At 37.6% G+C, this 17,128-nt stretch carries 18 protein-coding genes; 10 read left to right on the top strand and 8 right to left on the bottom strand.

Annotated features, from left to right (window positions below):
- Window positions 1–161: 161 nt before the first annotated feature.
- Together rnhA and purN are read right to left on the bottom strand one after the other, a co-directional pair.
- On the bottom strand, window positions 162–629 hold the full coding sequence (gene rnhA, locus B5X51_RS06425; protein WP_079720140.1) for a ribonuclease HI: 468 nt from the start codon (window positions 627–629) through the stop codon (window positions 162–164).
- A complete protein-coding gene (purN, locus tag B5X51_RS06420; protein WP_079720139.1) occupies window positions 629–1,228 on the bottom strand; it encodes a phosphoribosylglycinamide formyltransferase in 600 nt (199 codons plus the stop codon). Before purN ends, rnhA begins: the two co-directional genes overlap by 1 nt.
- A gap of 148 nt (window positions 1,229–1,376) precedes the next feature.
- Here purN and B5X51_RS06415 point away from each other — a divergent pair, with 148 nt between their 5' ends.
- The 5 genes from B5X51_RS06415 (at window position 1,377) to pyk (ending at window position 5,658) form a co-directional block, all read left to right on the top strand.
- Entirely contained in the window at window positions 1,377–1,613 is a 237-nt protein-coding gene (locus B5X51_RS06415; RefSeq protein WP_013069791.1) for an acyl carrier protein, read from the top strand.
- 16 nt (window positions 1,614–1,629) lie between these two features.
- Window positions 1,630–2,883: a beta-ketoacyl-ACP synthase II gene (gene fabF / locus B5X51_RS06410; protein ID WP_079720138.1), complete on the top strand. Its 1,254-nt coding sequence runs from the start codon at window positions 1,630–1,632 to the stop codon at window positions 2,881–2,883.
- Window positions 2,884–2,894: 11 nt separating this feature from the next.
- Window positions 2,895–3,626, top strand: coding sequence for a ribonuclease III (gene rnc, locus B5X51_RS06405; RefSeq protein ID WP_079720137.1), 732 nt, complete (start codon window positions 2,895–2,897; stop codon window positions 3,624–3,626).
- 113 nt (window positions 3,627–3,739) lie between these two features.
- Window positions 3,740–4,228, top strand: coding sequence for an IPExxxVDY family protein (locus tag B5X51_RS06400; RefSeq protein WP_079720136.1), 489 nt, complete (start codon window positions 3,740–3,742; stop codon window positions 4,226–4,228).
- Window positions 4,228–5,658, top strand: a complete 1,431-nt coding sequence (gene pyk, locus B5X51_RS06395) for a pyruvate kinase (protein ID WP_079720135.1) — start codon at window positions 4,228–4,230, stop codon at window positions 5,656–5,658. The genes B5X51_RS06400 and pyk overlap by 1 nt, the downstream gene beginning before the upstream one ends.
- Before the next feature lie 143 nt (window positions 5,659–5,801).
- On the opposite strand, the gene dinB is transcribed toward pyk, so the two are convergent.
- Window positions 5,802–6,905 carry a DNA polymerase IV gene (gene dinB, locus B5X51_RS06390; RefSeq protein ID WP_079720134.1) on the bottom strand — a complete coding sequence of 368 codons (1,104 nt, stop codon included), beginning with the start codon at window positions 6,903–6,905 and terminating at the stop codon, window positions 5,802–5,804.
- Window positions 6,906–7,292: 387 nt separating this feature from the next.
- On the opposite strand from dinB, the gene B5X51_RS06385 reads away from it, so the two are divergent.
- The 5 genes from B5X51_RS06385 to B5X51_RS06365 are packed head-to-tail and all read left to right on the top strand — an operon-like array spanning window position 7,293 to window position 10,196.
- The gene (locus B5X51_RS06385) at window positions 7,293–7,958 is read left to right on the top strand and encodes an NAD(P)H-binding protein (protein WP_079720133.1); all 666 of its coding nucleotides are present in this window, start codon (window positions 7,293–7,295) and stop codon (window positions 7,956–7,958) included.
- Complete coding sequence (locus B5X51_RS06380; protein ID WP_079720132.1) at window positions 7,959–8,426, top strand: CYTH domain-containing protein; 468 nt, start codon at window positions 7,959–7,961, stop codon at window positions 8,424–8,426.
- 9 nt (window positions 8,427–8,435) lie between these two features.
- Window positions 8,436–8,936: a YciI family protein gene (locus tag B5X51_RS06375; RefSeq protein ID WP_079720131.1), complete on the top strand. Its 501-nt coding sequence runs from the start codon at window positions 8,436–8,438 to the stop codon at window positions 8,934–8,936.
- A gap of 34 nt (window positions 8,937–8,970) precedes the next feature.
- A complete protein-coding gene (locus B5X51_RS06370) occupies window positions 8,971–9,252 on the top strand; it encodes a GNAT family N-acetyltransferase (protein WP_079720130.1) in 282 nt (93 codons plus the stop codon).
- A 17-nt stretch (window positions 9,253–9,269) separates the two neighbouring features.
- The gene (locus B5X51_RS06365; protein WP_079720129.1) at window positions 9,270–10,196 is read left to right on the top strand and encodes a DUF5996 family protein; all 927 of its coding nucleotides are present in this window, start codon (window positions 9,270–9,272) and stop codon (window positions 10,194–10,196) included.
- A gap of 237 nt (window positions 10,197–10,433) precedes the next feature.
- On the opposite strand, the gene trxA is transcribed toward B5X51_RS06365, so the two are convergent.
- From trxA to B5X51_RS06340, 5 genes are all read right to left on the bottom strand, one after another.
- Window positions 10,434–10,733 carry a thioredoxin gene (trxA, locus tag B5X51_RS06360; protein WP_079720739.1) on the bottom strand — a complete coding sequence of 100 codons (300 nt, stop codon included), beginning with the start codon at window positions 10,731–10,733 and terminating at the stop codon, window positions 10,434–10,436.
- Between the two features lie 135 nt (window positions 10,734–10,868).
- Window positions 10,869–12,275, bottom strand: a complete 1,407-nt coding sequence (locus tag B5X51_RS06355; protein WP_079720128.1) for an efflux transporter outer membrane subunit — start codon at window positions 12,273–12,275, stop codon at window positions 10,869–10,871.
- A 2-nt stretch (window positions 12,276–12,277) separates the two neighbouring features.
- Window positions 12,278–15,433 carry an efflux RND transporter permease subunit gene (locus B5X51_RS06350; protein ID WP_079720127.1) on the bottom strand — a complete coding sequence of 1,052 codons (3,156 nt, stop codon included), beginning with the start codon at window positions 15,431–15,433 and terminating at the stop codon, window positions 12,278–12,280.
- 6 nt (window positions 15,434–15,439) lie between these two features.
- Window positions 15,440–16,567, bottom strand: a complete 1,128-nt coding sequence (locus B5X51_RS06345; protein ID WP_079720126.1) for an efflux RND transporter periplasmic adaptor subunit — start codon at window positions 16,565–16,567, stop codon at window positions 15,440–15,442.
- A 16-nt stretch (window positions 16,568–16,583) separates the two neighbouring features.
- Window positions 16,584–17,072, bottom strand: a complete 489-nt coding sequence (locus tag B5X51_RS06340; RefSeq protein ID WP_079720125.1) for a GbsR/MarR family transcriptional regulator — start codon at window positions 17,070–17,072, stop codon at window positions 16,584–16,586.
- Window positions 17,073–17,128: the final 56 nt, after the last annotated feature.

Raw genomic sequence — 17,128 nt, 5'->3', positions numbered from 1 at the left:
AAATGTGCTGCAAATATACAGTTTGTTTTTCAAGGGTTCAATCAAAATTACTCGATAATCCAGATTTAAATGTTGCAAGCCTTTCGTCTAAACCAAGTTTCATTTTTCCATACTTCCTGGCTTTTGTTTCAAAATAATATTAGTTTAATAAGAAGTTGGATTTAAGTTTGCTGAAAACCTTCATCTATTAAAAGCTTTTTTTCTTTTGAAGCAGCCACCGCTAGAGCATCACAACGTTCGTTTTGTGGATGATCATTATGTCCCTTTATCCACCTAAAACTTACAGTATGTTTTCTAATTTCTTTTAAAAACTCTATCCAGAGATCGGTGTTTTTTCGGTCTTTAAAATTTTTCTTTTCCCAGCCAAAAACCCATTTTTTGTTTACGGCATCGGCTACATATTTTGAATCTGTAAATACAATGGCGGTAACACCTGGTTTTTTTAGCTTCTTTAAGGCATCAATTACGGCGAGTAATTCCATCCTGTTATTGGTGGTGTGTTTAAAGCCTTTTGAAAATTCCTTACGGTAGGCTTTCCCCACCCATTCCATCACAATGCCGTAACCACCGGGGCCGGGGTTTCCTCTGGCAGCACCATCGGTATAAATGTGAACCTGAGCTGCTTGCACTATTTATTTTTCTTTTGAAGTAATTGCTGAATAATTTCGGGGAAATGTTTGTATTCCAGTTTGTGAATTTTTGCTGCCAGCGTTTCGGGCGTATCTTCTTCTGAAATATTTGTTTTGGCCTGAAAGATCACTTCGCCTTCATCATAATTTTCATTTACAAAATGAATGCTAATCCCGCTTTCTTTTTCTTTATTCTCAATAATGGCTTTATGCACATTCATACCATACATTCCTTTGCCGCCATATTTGGGAAGAAGTGCAGGATGGATGTTTACAATCTTACCTGGAAACTGTTTTAAAATGTCTTCGGGGAAAATCCACATAAATCCGGCTAAAACAATTAAATCTGGACTTAAATCTTCTAAAATATGCAGAACATCGTAACTATTATAGAGTGCGTCTCTATCAAAATGAAGGGCTTTAACATTTAGATCGTGAGCTCTTTTTAGCACTTTTGCCGATCTTTTATTTGAGAACACCGCTACTACACTGGCATCAGACGATTTTTTGAAAAATTTAATGATATTTTCGGCATTAGTTCCAGAGCCGGAAGCAAATACAACTATTTTTTTTTTGTTGAAATGTGTTGGAGTGCTCAAAATAAGCTTGTTAACAATTATTAGAGTGTAAAATTAAGTCCTTTCAATGAAATTTATGTAAATTACGGCCACATTTTTAAAGTAAAAATCGGTTTTAAAATAAAGTTTTTTATTTTTGCCACCTAATCAAAATTTAAATAAAAGTATTATGTCAGACATTGCATCAAGAGTAAAAGCGATTATCGTTGACAAGTTAGGTGTTGACGAGAACGAGGTAGTTAACGAAGCGAGCTTCACAAACGACCTGGGTGCTGATTCATTGGACACTGTGGAATTGATCATGGAATTCGAAAAAGAATTCGACATCCAGATTCCTGATGACCAGGCTGAGAACATTGCCACAGTAGGTCAGGCAATTTCTTATATTGAAGACGCAAAAAAATAAAAAGAGTATAGACCATATGGAGTTAAAGCGAGTTGTAGTAACGGGCTTGGGAGCCCTAACCCCCATTGGTAACAATATTGAAGAATATTGGGATGCTTTGGTAGCTGGAAAAAGTGGTGGTGCACCTATTACCTATTTCGATACTGAAAAATTCAAAACCAAATTCGCTTGTGAACTCAAAAACTTTGACCCGCTGGACTTCTTTGATCGCAAGGAAGTAAGAAGGCTGGACAGGTTTGCCCAATATGCCATTGTAGCTTCAGACGAAGCCATAAAAGATTCCGGCATCAACCTGGATACCGTAGATAAGTATCGAGTTGGTGTAATATGGGGGGCCGGAATTGGCGGATTGGAAACTTTTCAGAACGAGGTAATAAACTTTGCTACCGGAGATGGTACCCCAAGGTTTAATCCTTTCTTTATTCCAAAGATGATTGCTGATATTGCTCCTGGTAATATCTCTATTCGTCACGGGTTTATGGGAGCAAATTATACTACTGTTTCAGCTTGTGCATCTGCGGCTAATGCCATGATAGATGCCTTAAATAATATTAGGCTGGGACATAGTGATATTATTGTTTCCGGAGGTTCTGAAGCAGCGGTAACTATGGCTGGTATGGGTGGTTTTAATGCCATGCATGCCCTTTCTACCCAAAACGATAATCCAGAAACAGCATCAAGACCTTTTGATGCTACACGGGATGGTTTTGTTTTAGGAGAAGGTAGTGGAGCTCTTATTCTTGAAGAGTATGAGCACGCAAAAGCCAGGGGAGCCAAAATTTATGCTGAAGTACTTGGAGGAGGTTTATCTTCTGATGCTTACCATATGACGGCGCCTCATCCTGAAGGAAACGGAGTTGTTGCAGTTATGGAAAACTGTCTAAGGAATGCAGAAATGAAGCCCGAAGACGTAGATGCCATAAACACACATGGAACTTCTACTCCATTAGGGGATGTTGCTGAATTGAAGGCGATAAGCAAGGTTTTTGGTGAACATGCCAAAACAATAAACATTAATTCAACAAAATCAATGACCGGCCATTTGCTCGGTGCTGCGGGAGCTATAGAAGCTATTTCAGCAATTTTGTCTATGAAGCATGGAATAGTACCACCTACTATTAACCACGAACATAAAGATGAGAACATTGATCCTGAATTGAACCTTACTTTAAACAAAGCTCAAAAACGCGATGTGAAAGTTGTTATGAGTAACACGTTTGGATTTGGAGGACACAATGCTTGTGTTTTATTTAAAAAGTATGATGAATAACCAAATGTATTATGGGCGTTATTCGAAATATATTAAATTCCCGTTCTGGTAAAGGCGGGAATTTTTTTTCGGTTTTATATAAAATTCTGGGTTTTAAACCCAAGAATCTACTACATTACGAAAAGGCATTTACCCATCGTTCTCTTAATATTAAAGATGAAAAAGGTAACGCTATAAGTTTTGAGCGACTTGAATTTTTAGGAGATGCTATGTTAAGTGCGGTTATCGCCTCCCATCTCTTCAAAGCTGCTCCTGGCGGAAATGAGGGGTATCTTACCAAAATGCGCTCTAAAGTGGTTAGCCGGAAGCATTTAAATGAACTTGGTAAAGACCTTAAGCTAATAGATCACGTGCAAACTAATATTCCTAAAAACCAATTTGGCTCTAATATTCATGGGAATTTATTTGAGGCTCTAATAGGCGCAATTTATCTTGACAGGGGGTATAAATATTGTAAACGTTTTATTTACGAGCGAGTCATAGAACCCTATGTTGATATAGAGCAATTAGAGGGGCGGGTAATAAGTTACAAAAGCCTTTTTATAGAATGGTGCCAAAAAGAGAAGCGGGAATTTGACTTTGAGGTGTACGAAGATACTGGAAATGATGAGGTTAAACATTTTGCGGTAAAACTGCGGTTGGATGATAAAGTTGTGGCAAAGGCCAGAGCCACATCAAAAAAGAAAGCGGAGGAAAAAACGGCAAAAAGAGCCTATTATGCGCTACAATCTAAGATCACCTGAAATTGTGAAATCACCCCATACTATAACGTTTTCGTATATAAATATGAAGTTTTGAAGTGATAACGCTTCATTTTTCTCAATCTTATCTTATCTTTAACCTTAAATTGAAAGCTATGCAATTGCATAAAACGCTGCTTGAAGATGTTGAGGAAGACGATTTTGGATTAATTGCACTTTATGGTGATTTAGAAGAATATAGGATGGCTTATTTACTAAATAAGTATCTTAAACTTCAATTAAAGAGAGAACGTAGGGACTTAGATTTTAACCATAAATTGGTTAAGGCCTTTTACGCCCATTATTCTTTTAAAGATTTGAAGAATTTTAGGTCTTATCATCTGGTAGCCAATAAATTTAAAGGAGAATCCAAAAAAGTATTAAGTTCTGGTTCTTTATTTGAAGAAGAAGAAGTTAGACCCTTACAGGTAAACCTGGTGCCTGAATATAAGAAGGTTGATTTCTTTCTTAAAATTGATGAAGAGCTTAATCAAAAAGACCTCAATTTACTTGTTAATGCTATAAGCCAAATACCTCCGGTTAGAGCAGTTTATAAAATTGACACAGATTTACTAAAATCCAAACAAAATTTAATTTTTGAATAATGCCAACAAATAAAAAGACTAAAATTGTTGCTACCCTTGGGCCGGCAACTAGTTCCAAAGAAACTTTAGATAAAATGCTCCAGGCCGGAGTAAATGTTTTTAGAATCAATTTTTCCCATGCCAATTATGATGATGTTAGGGAACGCATTCAAATGATTAGGGACCTAAATAAAGAAAAAGGCTACAATGCAGCTATTTTAGGAGACCTACAAGGCCCAAAACTTCGCGTTGGGGTGATGAAAGATGAAGTGGTTGTAGCCGAAGGTGATGAAATTGTTTTTGCAACCGGTAAAGAATTTAAAGGAACTGCAGAACGTGTTTATATGAATTACGAAACTTTTCCGCAAGATGTTTCGGCGGGAGAGCGTATTCTTTTAGACGACGGAAAACTTATTTTTGAGGTAGTAAGTTCTAATAAAACAGATGAAGTTAAAACCCGTGTTATTCAAGGTGGACCTTTAAAATCTAAAAAAGGGGTAAACCTTCCAAATACCAATATTTCGCTTCCTGCTTTGACTGAAAAAGATGTGAAAGATGCAATTTTTGCTTGTGAGATGCAGGTAGACTGGATGGCGCTTTCTTTTGTGCGTCACGCCGAAGATTTGAAAGAGCTTCAGGATTTAATTAAGAAGCATAGCGAATATAAAATTCCGATTATAGCCAAGATAGAAAAGCCAGAAGGTGTGGCTAACATCGATAAAATTGTTGCATACTGCGATGGTTTAATGGTGGCTCGTGGAGATTTAGGAGTAGAAATTCCTGCTCAGGAAGTTCCACTTATTCAAAAGAAATTGGTACTCACTGCTAAAAAAGCTAGAATTCCGGTAATTATTGCTACCCAAATGATGGAAACCATGATCACAAGCCTTACTCCAACCAGGGCAGAGGTAAATGACGTGGCTAACTCAGTTATGGATGGTGCAGATGCGGTAATGCTTAGTGGAGAAACTTCGGTAGGGCAGTATCCAGTTCAGGTAATTGAGAAAATGGCCCAGATTTTAGTATCTGTAGAAAACTCACCATTGATTAAAGTTCCTCACGATCCGCCACACGTGCGTACCAAACGCTACATCACAAAAGCAGTTTGTTACCACGCAGCCCATATGGCCAACGAAATTAAAGCTAAGGCAATTTGTACTTTAACCAATAGTGGTTATACTGCATTCCAGATTTCTGCCTGGAGACCAGAGGCACATATTCTAGTGTTTACATCTAATAATAGAATCTTATCGCAGCTTAGTTTGCTTTGGGGTGTAAAAGCCTTTCATTATGATAAGTTTGTGAGTACCGATGAGACTATTGATGACATTAACCGAATTGCGAAAGAGAAAAAATTCGTTGAAATCGGAGATTTTACCATTAATTTGGCAGCGATGCCAATTGGTGAAAAAGGTATGGTAAATACTTTAAGGGTTTCTGAAATAGAATAACTTATATTTTTATAAATAGTAAGCCACGAACACGCTAATTTTAGTGAATTCGTGGCTTTTTTATTTAAAAAATGCTATCCTGAACTTGTTTCAGAGCCTGCCCCGATTCTTTATCGGGGATCTAAAAATAAAAAGTTTCTACTTCAAAATTCTAACTTCAACTGTACTTCAATTTCCTTTTCCGCTTTTGATTTCTTTTCGTTTTTATCAGTATTTAAATTGGACAGTGAAATGCCCAGTAGCCTTACCGAATCTTTCATTTTTTCCTGGTATAATAATTCTTTAGCGTTTTCAAGGATTAATTCTTTGCTGGAAATATAAAATGAAACGGTCTTGCTGCGGGTTTGTTGGGTAAAATTACTATACTTAATCTTTAGGGTAATAGTTTTACCGGCAACCTTGTTTTTTTTAAGTCGGCGTTCTATTTCTTCGGCGATGTTTTCCAGCCTTTCCAGCATAAAGATCTCCGAAGAGATATTTTCATTAAAGGTACGTTCGGCACCAAGCGATTTTCGTATTCGGTTTGGTTTAACTTCACTTAAATGAATGCCGCGAACCACATTAAAATAATGAGCGCCGCTTTTCCCGAATTTTTCAGTTAGATAATCCAGTCTTTTGGTTTTTAGATCTTTTCCGGTAAAAATACCGAGCATATACATTTTTTCGGCTGTCACTTTTCCAACCCCGTGAAATTTCCTGATATCCAAAACCTCTAAAAAGGATTCGACTTCTTCAGGATTTACCGTTTTTTGTCCGTTGGGCTTATTAAAATCACTGGCAATCTTTGCGATAAACTTATTAATAGAAATCCCTGCTGAAGCATTTAAACCAGTTTTTTCTTTAATCTTCTCTCGTATTTCTTTCGCAATAAGGCTTGCACTGGGATTTCCCTTTTTATTTTCGGTAACGTCCAGGTAGGCTTCGTCTAAAGAAAGCGGCTCCACCAGGTCGGTATATTCATAAAATATTTCCCTTATGCGTTGTGAGATTTCACGGTAACGGTCAAAACGAGTTTTTACAAATATTAGATGTGGGCAATTGCGTTTGGCAATCACGCTGCTCATAGCGCTTTTTACGCCGTATTTACGGGCTTCGTAGCTGGCTGCGCTAACAACACCTCTTTCTGAACTACCGCCAACTGCAATGGCCTTACCGCGTAATTCGGGATTGTCTAATTGCTCAACTGAGGCATAGAACGCATCCATATCTATATGAATGATTTTACGAAGAGGAAGTTCTTGATTCACTTTACAAAGTTAGTGAAACTTCAATTTGCCAAGACAAAGGCGCAGGCAAATTGAATAGTTTCACTAATCCCGGCGCAGGCCGGGATCCCTTCATCCAAAGTCAGGTTCCAGTTGATTCGCTTTTATTGCAAAGATGACAATTCTTGCCAAGACAAAGGCGCAGGCCGAAGATCTCTTTTTTTTAAAAATTAACTGGATGGCGAATTCTTTTGTGTTAAGGATTAATATGAGGTCAACTCCAAAAGCTTTGTAAACCCTAAATTATGTAAGCTTTCTTAAAATTTAGTTACGGTTCATAGTGATGCCGGTTATTTTGATTATATTATTTACTGCAAGCTAATATTGTTGATTTAAACAATTATTAACCGATAAAAAAAATAAAAGATAATGCCAAAAACAGCTATAATTTTAGGAGCTACCGGCCTTACCGGTGGGATATTACTTCAGCAATTATTGGAAGACGAGAGGTATGAAAAGATCAAACTCTTCTCAAGAAATGCGGTGAAAATGGAACATCCTAAAATAGAGGAACATTTAATTGACCTTTTTAAACTGGAAGAACACAAAGATAAGTTTACTGCAGATGAGGTTTTTTGTTGCGTAGGCACCACTAAAAGTAAAACTCCAGATCACGAAACCTATACCAATATAGACCGCGGAATTCCCATTGCTGCCGCGAAACTTTGTAAAGAAAATAATATAGATACTTTTCTTGTGGTTTCTGCGCTAGGCGCCAACCCTAATAGCCGCGTATTTTATAACCGTACCAAGGGGAAAATGGAAAAGGAGGTTTTAGAACAGGAAATTAAACATACTTATATTTTACAACCTTCTCTTATTACCGGCGAGCGGAAGGAGAGCCGCAGTTTTGAAAAAGTAGGAAAAATAATGCTGAATTTCATCAATCCTTTTTTTCTTGGAACTTTGCGAAAATACAAATCTATTTCAGCTGAAAGTATTGCCAAAGCGATGGTAGCCATTGCCAATTCACCCGAGTTGGACGTACAAAGGATCCCTTCAGATGAAATTAAAAACATAGCACATAATAATTAGATGCAGGAAATTGAACGTAAATACCTTGTGGTTTCAGCCGATTTTAAAAAGGAAGCTTTTAAGAATATCCATATAAAACAAGGATTTTTAAATACTGATCCTGAACGAACTGTTCGTTTAAGGATTACCGGTGATAAAGCTTTTTTAACCATTAAAGGGAAATCTTCAAAAAACGGATTATCCCGATTTGAGTGGGAAAAGGAAATTGATATAAATGAAGCCAAAGCGCTATTTGAGCTTTGTGAACCAGGGATTATAGAGAAAACCCGGTATTTGGTAAAAGCAGGAGATTTTGTATTTGAAATTGATGAATTTTATGGAGAAAATAAAGGCTTAATTGTAGCAGAAATAGAACTCAATAAAGAAACCGATACTTTTAAAAAGCCAAATTGGCTGGGGCAGGAAGTAACCGGGCAAGTAAAATATTACAATTCACAACTAAGCAAAAACCCTTTTAAAAACTGGTAATTCTAAAGAATGAAAAAACTAATTTTTATACTCGCTTTTCCTCTATTATTAATTTCCTGTAAAGATATTCCAGAACAGAAAAGAGGTTTACCGCGTCCTGAAAAAGCTGTGGTAGAGAAATCTGAATTTAATATAGATTCCGTAGAAAATAATTTAAAAGAAAATGGCTATCAAACTTTTAGATTTAAAGACGGAGACACCACTTATTTGATGCAACAATATTATATGGTATTTCTAAAAAGTGGAGCAAATAGAAGTCAGGATTCTACAGAAGCAGCACGTTTACAAAAGGAGCATTTGGCCTATTTAAGCCGGATGGCTGAAGAAGGTTATGCCAGTTTAATAGGGCCATTTGGCGGCGACGGCGATATTCGTGGAATTGCGGTCTATAATACTGCTACACTGAAAGAAGCCGACAGTTTGGCCAGGCAGGATCCAATGGTAAAAGCGGGTAGGCTGGAAGTTGAAGTTAATCCCTGGTGGACCGCAAAAGGAGGAAAACTTAACTAGAGCTAAGCAAACAGAAATTTTAAATATTTGAATTATGAAGATTGAGCAAATTGATGAAGTTACCAAAGGTTTTTTTCAAGTTTTAGAAGACGAAGCACAAGCCGGGAAAATAGAGTATACCTGGGCGGGAAAAAATAAATTTATAATAGATCACACCGAAGTTGATCCGGAATTTAAAGGGAAAGGCGTTGGGAAAAAGATGGTAAAAGCAACTGTAGATTTTGCAAAGGAAAATAAATTAAAAGTGATTCCGCTATGTCCTTTTGCTAAAAGCGTGATAGAAAAAACACCTGAATTTCAGGAAGTGCTTGCCTAATTTTAAATTCAATAATTATGGAAAAAGTCTCACTTCCCGATTTAAGATATGTAGGTTTCGAAAAAGAGAAACTCACACTTCACCTTTTTTTGCAGGTTGTGGGAAAGATCAGGTTGGAGCTAACGCCAAGAAAAAATCACTGGTGGTACATAACTCATTACCTCAATCAACAGGGGTTTACCACCGGCGCTATTCCTTTTAATAATGGGTTTAGCAGTTTTTCTATAGATTTTAATTTTATTGAACATCAACTGGAAATAGCTACAAGCGAAGGGGATTTTGAGCTTGTAAAACTCGAAAATGGTTTAAGCGTTTCCGATTTTTATACAGAAGTTTTTACGATTCTAAAAACGCTGAAAATAGACGTAAATATTGTAGATAAGCCTTTTGATCTGGGCATTGATAAGAAATTTTCAGACATTTCTGAAATTCATCATTATAATAAATCGTATGCTGAAAGACTTTGGAAAACCCTGTTATGGGCAGACGGAGTTTTTAAAGAATTTGGCGGCAGGTTTTACGGAAAAACCTGTCCGGTGCATTTATACTGGCATTCTATGGATCTTGCCGTCACCAGATTTTCGGGCAAAAAAGCTCCAAAAATGCCTGCTGAGGCCAGACTGTCAGATAAAGATGCTTATACTCACGAATGTATAAGCTTCGGTTTTTGGCCGGGTGATAACAAAGTGCAGGAGCCTGCATTTTATTCCTATACTTTTCCAAATCCTGAGGGTTTGGAAAATCAAGCCCTTCAACCTAAATCTGCAAGTTGGGAAATGAATAACGGCAGCCCAATGGCTATACTAACTTATGCCAATCTTAGAAAAGAAGAAAACCCCAAAAAAGCTTTACTAAATTTTATGGAAAGCGCATATCAAGCCGGAGCCGAACTTGCAGGATGGCCAATTGAAGATTTAAAAGTGCCAGATCTCGATAAACTGTAGAAGGTGAAATACTAATTAAAATACATCATTGCGACCCCATTTTTGGGTGAAGCAATCTATTTTCAGTGAGATAATATTTTCTAAAATAGATAGCCATAGATTTTGGTCTCGCAATGAACGAACTTCTTTACTCGATAATCGAGATTAAATACTCTGTCTCGAAGCATCGGAATACCTCGAAATCAAATTATATTTTTCAATAATAATAATTCTTAAACTGTTTTTGAAGTTGTTAATTTATGATTTAGAATTGATCACTTCAATAATCTCGGCCTTTTGCAAAACTCCAGATTGTCTCCAAAGTTGCTGTCCGTTTTTAAATAAAATCATTGTAGGCACGCCACGAACCTGGTATTTTCCTGCCAACTCCTGGTTTTTATCTACATCTATTTTGACAATTTTTACCGAATCGCCTAATTCGGCTTTTACATCTTTTAGAATTGGAGCCAGTGTTTTACACGGCCCACACCAATCGGCATGAAAGTCAACCAAAACGGCTTTATCATCCTTTATAATTTCGCTAAAATTACTTTTCATAATAATTAAATTAAGCTTTTCTAAAGTTACTGAATTTCGTGCTTTAGTCGAAACTAAATTGTTTTTACAACAAAAAACAGCCACGAAATTTTATCTCGTGACTGTCTTTTCAACAATTAACAAAAATTCAAAAAATTATTGCCAGCCTCCACCAAGGGCTTTATAAAGATTTACAATGGAGTTTAATTGATTGTATTCAGCATTAATTAAATTTAGCCTGGAGTTTAGTGCATTTTCTCTTGCAGTTAAAACCTCAAGATAATTCGCTAAACCATTATTAAGCAGTTCTTCTGAATATCCTGAAGCTTTATTATATGCTTCATATTCATTTCCTAGTATTTCAATACGTGCTGTACTGGCATTATATGTAGAAAGCGCATCAGCAACCTCCCTTCCGGCTACCAGGATAGCTTGTTTAAAGTTTAATAAAGCTTCTTGCTGTTGTGCCTGTGAAACTTCATACTGCGTTCTTATTTGCCTTTTATTAATAATAGGTTGCAATAAAGACGCTCCCAAATTAGCAAAGAGAGAATTTGCATTTAATAGTTTATCTAACTCCAAACTCTGGAAACCTCCTGAAGCGGTTAGTGTAAGAGAAGGGTAGAAATTTGCCCGTGCAGCATTGGTAAGCTCAAATGCATTTATGAGCCTATATTCTGCAGCAATCACATCTGGCCGATTTCTAAGTAGTTGAGATGGCACACCGCTATTAAGTGGCGTGTTAATGCTCTGCTTAGCTAACTCGGTTCGTTTAATTTCCTGTGGACCTTCACCCATCAGGATTGCGAAAGAATTTTCGAGTAAACGAATTTGATTTTTAAGCTGTACCACTAAAGCTTCGGCTGTATACAGTTGGGCTTTGGTTTGTTGTACACCAACTTCGGTAACATTTCCCGCCTCTTTTAAAGCTTCGGTAGTTTCCAGGCTGCTCTTCCTGTTTTCAAGAGTTTGTTCAGCAATTCTAAGTTGTTCATCCAGCGCAAGTAACTGGTAGTAGTTACTGGCTATATTCGCAATAAGCTGGGTTTTTACCGCTTTGTGTGCTGCTTCACTTTGCAAATAAGCCGCGGTAAAAGCGCGATCGTTACTTCTTATTTTTCCCCATATATCTGCTTCCCACGAAAGATTTCCAGTAACATCATATTGAGTGATATTTCCATTAAAAAAGGACCCAAATTGGCTGTTTCTAGACAATATTTGGTGGCTTACAGACGGTCCTGCGCTTAAAGTTGGAAAATAGCTTGCTTTTCCCTGCTTTACATACGCTTCTGCTGCCAACATTTGCTGGATAGCAATTCTAATATCAATATTATTCTCCAGTCCTTCTTCAATATGGTTTTTCAGAATAGGATCGGTGAAAATTTCCTTCCAGGAAACCGCCGCCATATTTAAAGAATCCTGCGGAAGATTATCTGTTCTATAAAGTTCTTCTGAAATTTCATCCAATTCAGGACGTTCATATTCTTTGGCTGCAAAGCAGGAAACCAGTAGAAATGGTACGGCTCCTGCAAGCAACAACTTATATATTCTATTTTTTCTCATTTTTATACTTTTTCAGAAATTGATTTATTTTCTGTTTGTGCTGCTTCTGGAGCTCCCGAAATTTTTTCTTGTAACCATTGGAATATGATATAAAGAATAGGAATTACAAAAACACCCACAAGGGTACCAATTAACAATCCACCTGCGGCTCCGGTACCAATAGACCTGTTACCTTCAGCTCCTACACCTGTGGCAAGTACCAAAGGAGTTAAGCCTAAAATAAAGGCGAAGGAAGTCATTAAAATGGGTCGTAATCTAACACGTGCCCCGTCTATTGCTGCCTCGGTTAAAGGCATACCTTCTTTACGGCGCTGTATGGCAAACTCTACAATAAGAATAGCGTTTTTTGCCAGTAAACCTATCAACATTATGAGTGCTATCTGGAAGTAGATATTATTTTGCAAACCTGCCATCCAGGTTGTGAAATATGCTCCCGCAACTCCAATTGGTAATGACAGTATTACCGAAAATGGTAGAAGATAACTTTCGTACTGCGCTGCCAACAAAAAGTATACAAATACAATACTTAAAAGGAATATTATTCCCGCCTGTCCTGAGGAAGCTATTTCTTCCCGGGTAAGCCCCGAGAAAGCTATATCATACTCGTTAGGCAAACTCTGTTCTGCCGTTTGCTGAATTGCCGTAATAGCATCTCCAGAACTATAACCAGGAGCAGAAGAACCGGTTAATGTTACCGCATTAAAAAGATTGAAACGTGTTACGGTTTGTGGCCCATAGATTCGCTCTAAAGTAACGAATTGTGAAACCGGTGCCATTTCTCCGCTAGGAGTTTTAAGAAACATACTATTAAGACTTTCCTTATCTACCCTGTCTTCCGGTAACGCCTGTACAAAAACCCGATATTGTTTTCCAAATCGGCTAAAGTTAGCAGTATAAATACCTCCAATATAACCCTGTAGGGTACTTAAAATGTCACTGATGCTTACTCCGGCTTCTTTTGCCTTAGGCACATCAATATCCATTTGTAACTGCGGATAGTTTGTACTGAAAGGATTAGAGGCAAAAGCGATCTCAGGTCGCTGCATTAGATTCCCTACAAACTGGGTTGCAGTTTCATCTAAAGCTTTTAGCTCACCAGATGTTCTATCTACCAATTGCATCTCAAAACCATCTGCACTACCAAACCCGGGAACACTGGGCGGAGTGAAATAAATAATCTTAGCGTCATTGATAGAGGCAGCCTTTTTATTAAGCTGAGCGATAATTCCTTCTACCGAAGTTGCATCTGTTTCTCTGTCTTCCCAGTCTTCCAGAATAATAAAGCCCATAGCATTAGAACTACCTGCACCAGAGAAAAAGTTACGCCCGGCAATAACCGTAGCGGTACGAACACCTTCTACGCTTTCCATTTGATCATAAAGCGTTTGCGAAACCTCATAGGAACGGTCTAGAGAAGAGCCTGGAGGAAGCTCAGCATTCACGAAAATTACTCCCCGGTCTTCGGTGGGAACAAAACCTTTAGGAATAGAACTATCTGCCCAGAATATACCTGCCGCAGCAATTGCGAGGATTAAAAATGTAATCCATTTGTGTCTTACTAAAAAGCCTAATGAGCTTGTATATTTTCTGGTTGTAGCTTTAAACCCTGCATTAAAAGCACTGTAAAACCTTTGTAAAAAGTTTTTCTTTTTTTCTTCTTCTGAATGTGGTTTTAAGAATAGTGCACATAACGCCGGACTTAGTGTTAGCGCGTTTACTGCTGAAATTAATATCGCAACAATAAGCGTAACCCCAAATTGTTCGTAAAACACTCCAGAGGGTCCCTGGATAAAAGTAATAGGAATAAAAACCGCTGCCATTACCAACGTAATGGAAACAATAGCTCCCGCGATCTCGCTCATAGCTGAAACTGATGCCTTTTTTGCACTTTCTGCACCTTCTTCCAGCTTAGCATGCACTGCCTCTACCACCACAATAGCATCATCTACCACAATTCCAATGGCCAGTACAAGGGCGAATAAGGTAAGCAAGTTAACAGAGTAGCCTAAAACCCCGAGGAAGAAAAATGTTCCAATAATTGAAACAGGTACGGCAATGGCGGGGATTAAAGTAGATCTAAAATCCTGAAGAAATATAAATACCACTAAGAAAACCAGTAAAAATGCTTCAATTAAAGTGGTTTTTACTTTTCCTATAGATGCAGTTAAGAATTTATTGGTGTCATAGTTAATAATATAATCTACACCTTCTGGAAAATCCTCTTTTAGATCATCCAGTTTTGTGTAAATTTCTTCAATAACTTCCTGAGCATTTGAACCCGGAGTTTGAAAAACACCAAAACTAATAGCAGGTTGCCCTTTAGACCTGGAAAGTGAAGAATAGGAGAATGCATCCAATTCTACAGTTCCAACATCTTTTACTCTTAGAAACTGACCGTTGTCCTGGGCAGAAATAATAATATTTTCATATTCCTCAGCAGTTTTATAACGGCCTTTATATTTTAAAACATATTCAAAAGATTCCCCGGCGTTTTGGCCTAAAGCGCCTGCAGCTGCTTCTAAACTTTGTTCTCCTATGGCAGCGGTTACGTCTCGGGGAACCAAACCGTAGTTTGCCATTTTAGCGGGATCTAACCAAACACGCATGGCGTAATCCTTTCCTCCAAATACATTAACCTCACCTACACCATTAATACGTTGTAGTTCTGGTTTTACGTTAATATTTAAATAATTCTGAATAAACGTATCATCATAATCTGGATTGGTAGAGTATAAGCCGGCATATAACAGCGCTGAGTTTTGTCTTTTGGTGGTGATAACTCCTGCCCGAATAACTTCATCGGGTAACACCGCATTTGCTCGGGAAACCCGGTTTTGGACGTTTACCGCTGCGATATCTGGGTCGTAGCCCTGTTCAAAGAATACTGTAATGCTTGCGCTACCATTGTTACTGGCGCTGGAAGTAAGGTATGTCATTCCTTCTACCCCGTTAATTTGCTCTTCAATAGGCACCACTACACTTTCAAGTATGGTTTCTGCATTGGCCCCGGGATATGAGGCATTTACCTGTACGGTAGGTGGTGCAATATCTGGATATTGAGTTACCGGTAATTCTGATAGTCCTAAAATACCTAAAATCACAATGATAATAGATATTACCGTAGATAATACAGGACGTTCTATAAAGGTTTTTAGCATAGCTTTTTATTTAAAAACTGTGTTGAAGGAATTAACAATACTATCTAAGGCGATAGGTTGTGGCTTTATTTTAGTACCCGGTTTTACTTTATTAGCTCCTTTGGCTAGAATAGTAGTTCCTTTTTCTACGCCATTATTCACTACATAAATCTTATTTATTTCTGCAATAATATTTAAAGAAGAAGCTACCAGGCTTGAATCTGCTTTCACTTTGTAAACAAAAGTTTTCCCCTGTTGTTCAAAAGTAGAAAGGGTAGGGACTATTAATGCATCTTCATATACATTTGGTATTTTAACTGTCCCGCTACTTCCGTTTCTAAGTAAACCTTTGCGATTATCAAATTTAGCCCGAAAGCTTACAGTACCGGTTTGCTGATTTATTTCCCCCGAAATTGTTTCTATAGTTCCTTTCTTTTCATATTCATTTCCGTTGGCCAGTATCAAATCAATTTCAGGAAGATTTTTTATTTTTTCCTCCATAGTATTAGCTTCGGTACTATTCATAAAACTTAGAAAGTCTTTCTCGTTCATAGAAAAGAAAGCATAAACCTCATCTGTTTGTGAGACCGTGGTAAGTGGTGTGGGATCCCCGGGTGAAACTAAGGCACCATTTCTAAAATTGATGTTTCCTACATAACCATCTACCGGACTTTTAATATTAGCATAACCTATACTAGCTGCAATACTGTTGTAATTTGCTTCTGCCTGTGAAAGCTTTGCTTTTGCTGTTTCCAGTTGTACCTCGCTAATAATATCTTTTTCAACCAGGGGTTTTAGTTTTTCAACTTCAACACGTGCTGCATTTACATTTGCCTTTGCGGCTTCGGCATCGCCAGATAAAGATTCGGTTTCTAGTTTAAAGAGTAGCTGTCCTTTCTTTACTTTTTCACCTGCATCAACCAAAACATTGGTAACATAACCCGATACTTTAGCCCGTACTTCACTATTAACAATACCCTCAATACTTGTTGGGTAGGAAGTATAACCAGTAACCGTTCTGGTAGGTACCTCGAGTACCGGGAAAGGTTGTGGGCCTTGCGCCCTTTGAGATTGTTGCCCTTTTTTGCTTTCTGAGCACGAAGTGAAAACTGCAGTGCTTATTATAAATAGACTAAAATAGATTATCCTTTTCATTGCTATTGTTATGTAATTAATTGTTGTTTATATTTTTCTTTAACTTATTTACTGCTGCTGTTGCCTCATCGAGAAAGTCGAGCAAACTTTTTTGGAACTCCAGGTCAAAAGGGGGATCTTCTTTGTTCAATTCGTTACTTTGTATTTTATATTCAAGCACTTCTTTATGAATGCATCTTTGCGCTTCCCATTTGGCCGTCATCTCATCAATATGGTTTTCCATGAGATCTGGCTTTACTATAAAATAGCGTTTACGGTCTCCCGTTTTGGTATAATACTCTATTTTATTTGTAGCTTGTAGATGTTCTAAATGAGTAGATACCGTACTTTTCCCCGCATTTAAATCCATCACCAATTGATCGAAAGTAATCCCCTTCTTGCCTACAACTATAGCGGTTGCAAAGATTCTTGCGGCCACTGGCGCTAATTGATATTCTTTTTCAAACTGAACGCCCAGTTTTTCAATAAGGCGGGTTTTTTCTTTTTCTAAGTCTGGTTTATTCATTCTTTTCTTTTGAAGCCGCGAAATTAATGTTTGGTTCCGAATAAACAGAACTGTGT

This window comes from Salegentibacter holothuriorum (assembly GCF_900168045.1).
GTDB classification, from domain to species: domain Bacteria; phylum Bacteroidota; class Bacteroidia; order Flavobacteriales; family Flavobacteriaceae; genus Salegentibacter; species Salegentibacter holothuriorum.
Note: the sequence above shows the minus strand (reverse complement) of the source record. Positions and strands in the feature narration are given on the sequence as shown.

Bases quoted from the DNA above. Each gene is read 5' to 3' on its own strand.
- pyk (WP_079720135.1), top strand. From the start codon at position 4,228: ATGCCAACAAATAAAAAGACTAAAATTGTTGCTACCCTTGGGCCGGCA.
- B5X51_RS06350 (WP_079720127.1), bottom strand. From the start codon at position 15,433: ATGCTAAAAACCTTTATAGAACGTCCTGTATTATCTACGGTAATATCT.
- fabF (WP_079720138.1), top strand. From the start codon at position 1,630: ATGGAGTTAAAGCGAGTTGTAGTAACGGGCTTGGGAGCCCTAACCCCC.
- trxA (WP_079720739.1), bottom strand. From the start codon at position 10,733: ATGAAAAGTAATTTTAGCGAAATTATAAAGGATGATAAAGCCGTTTTG.
- B5X51_RS06385 (WP_079720133.1), top strand. From the start codon at position 7,293: ATGCCAAAAACAGCTATAATTTTAGGAGCTACCGGCCTTACCGGTGGG.
- B5X51_RS06370 (WP_079720130.1), top strand. From the start codon at position 8,971: ATGAAGATTGAGCAAATTGATGAAGTTACCAAAGGTTTTTTTCAAGTT.
- B5X51_RS06340 (WP_079720125.1), bottom strand. From the start codon at position 17,072: ATGAATAAACCAGACTTAGAAAAAGAAAAAACCCGCCTTATTGAAAAA.
- B5X51_RS06380 (WP_079720132.1), top strand. From the start codon at position 7,959: ATGCAGGAAATTGAACGTAAATACCTTGTGGTTTCAGCCGATTTTAAA.
- B5X51_RS06365 (WP_079720129.1), top strand. From the start codon at position 9,270: ATGGAAAAAGTCTCACTTCCCGATTTAAGATATGTAGGTTTCGAAAAA.
- rnc (WP_079720137.1), top strand. From the start codon at position 2,895: ATGGGCGTTATTCGAAATATATTAAATTCCCGTTCTGGTAAAGGCGGG.
- B5X51_RS06415 (WP_013069791.1), top strand. From the start codon at position 1,377: ATGTCAGACATTGCATCAAGAGTAAAAGCGATTATCGTTGACAAGTTA.
- B5X51_RS06400 (WP_079720136.1), top strand. From the start codon at position 3,740: ATGCAATTGCATAAAACGCTGCTTGAAGATGTTGAGGAAGACGATTTT.
- B5X51_RS06345 (WP_079720126.1), bottom strand. From the start codon at position 16,567: ATGAAAAGGATAATCTATTTTAGTCTATTTATAATAAGCACTGCAGTT.
- B5X51_RS06355 (WP_079720128.1), bottom strand. From the start codon at position 12,275: ATGAGAAAAAATAGAATATATAAGTTGTTGCTTGCAGGAGCCGTACCA.
- B5X51_RS06375 (WP_079720131.1), top strand. From the start codon at position 8,436: ATGAAAAAACTAATTTTTATACTCGCTTTTCCTCTATTATTAATTTCC.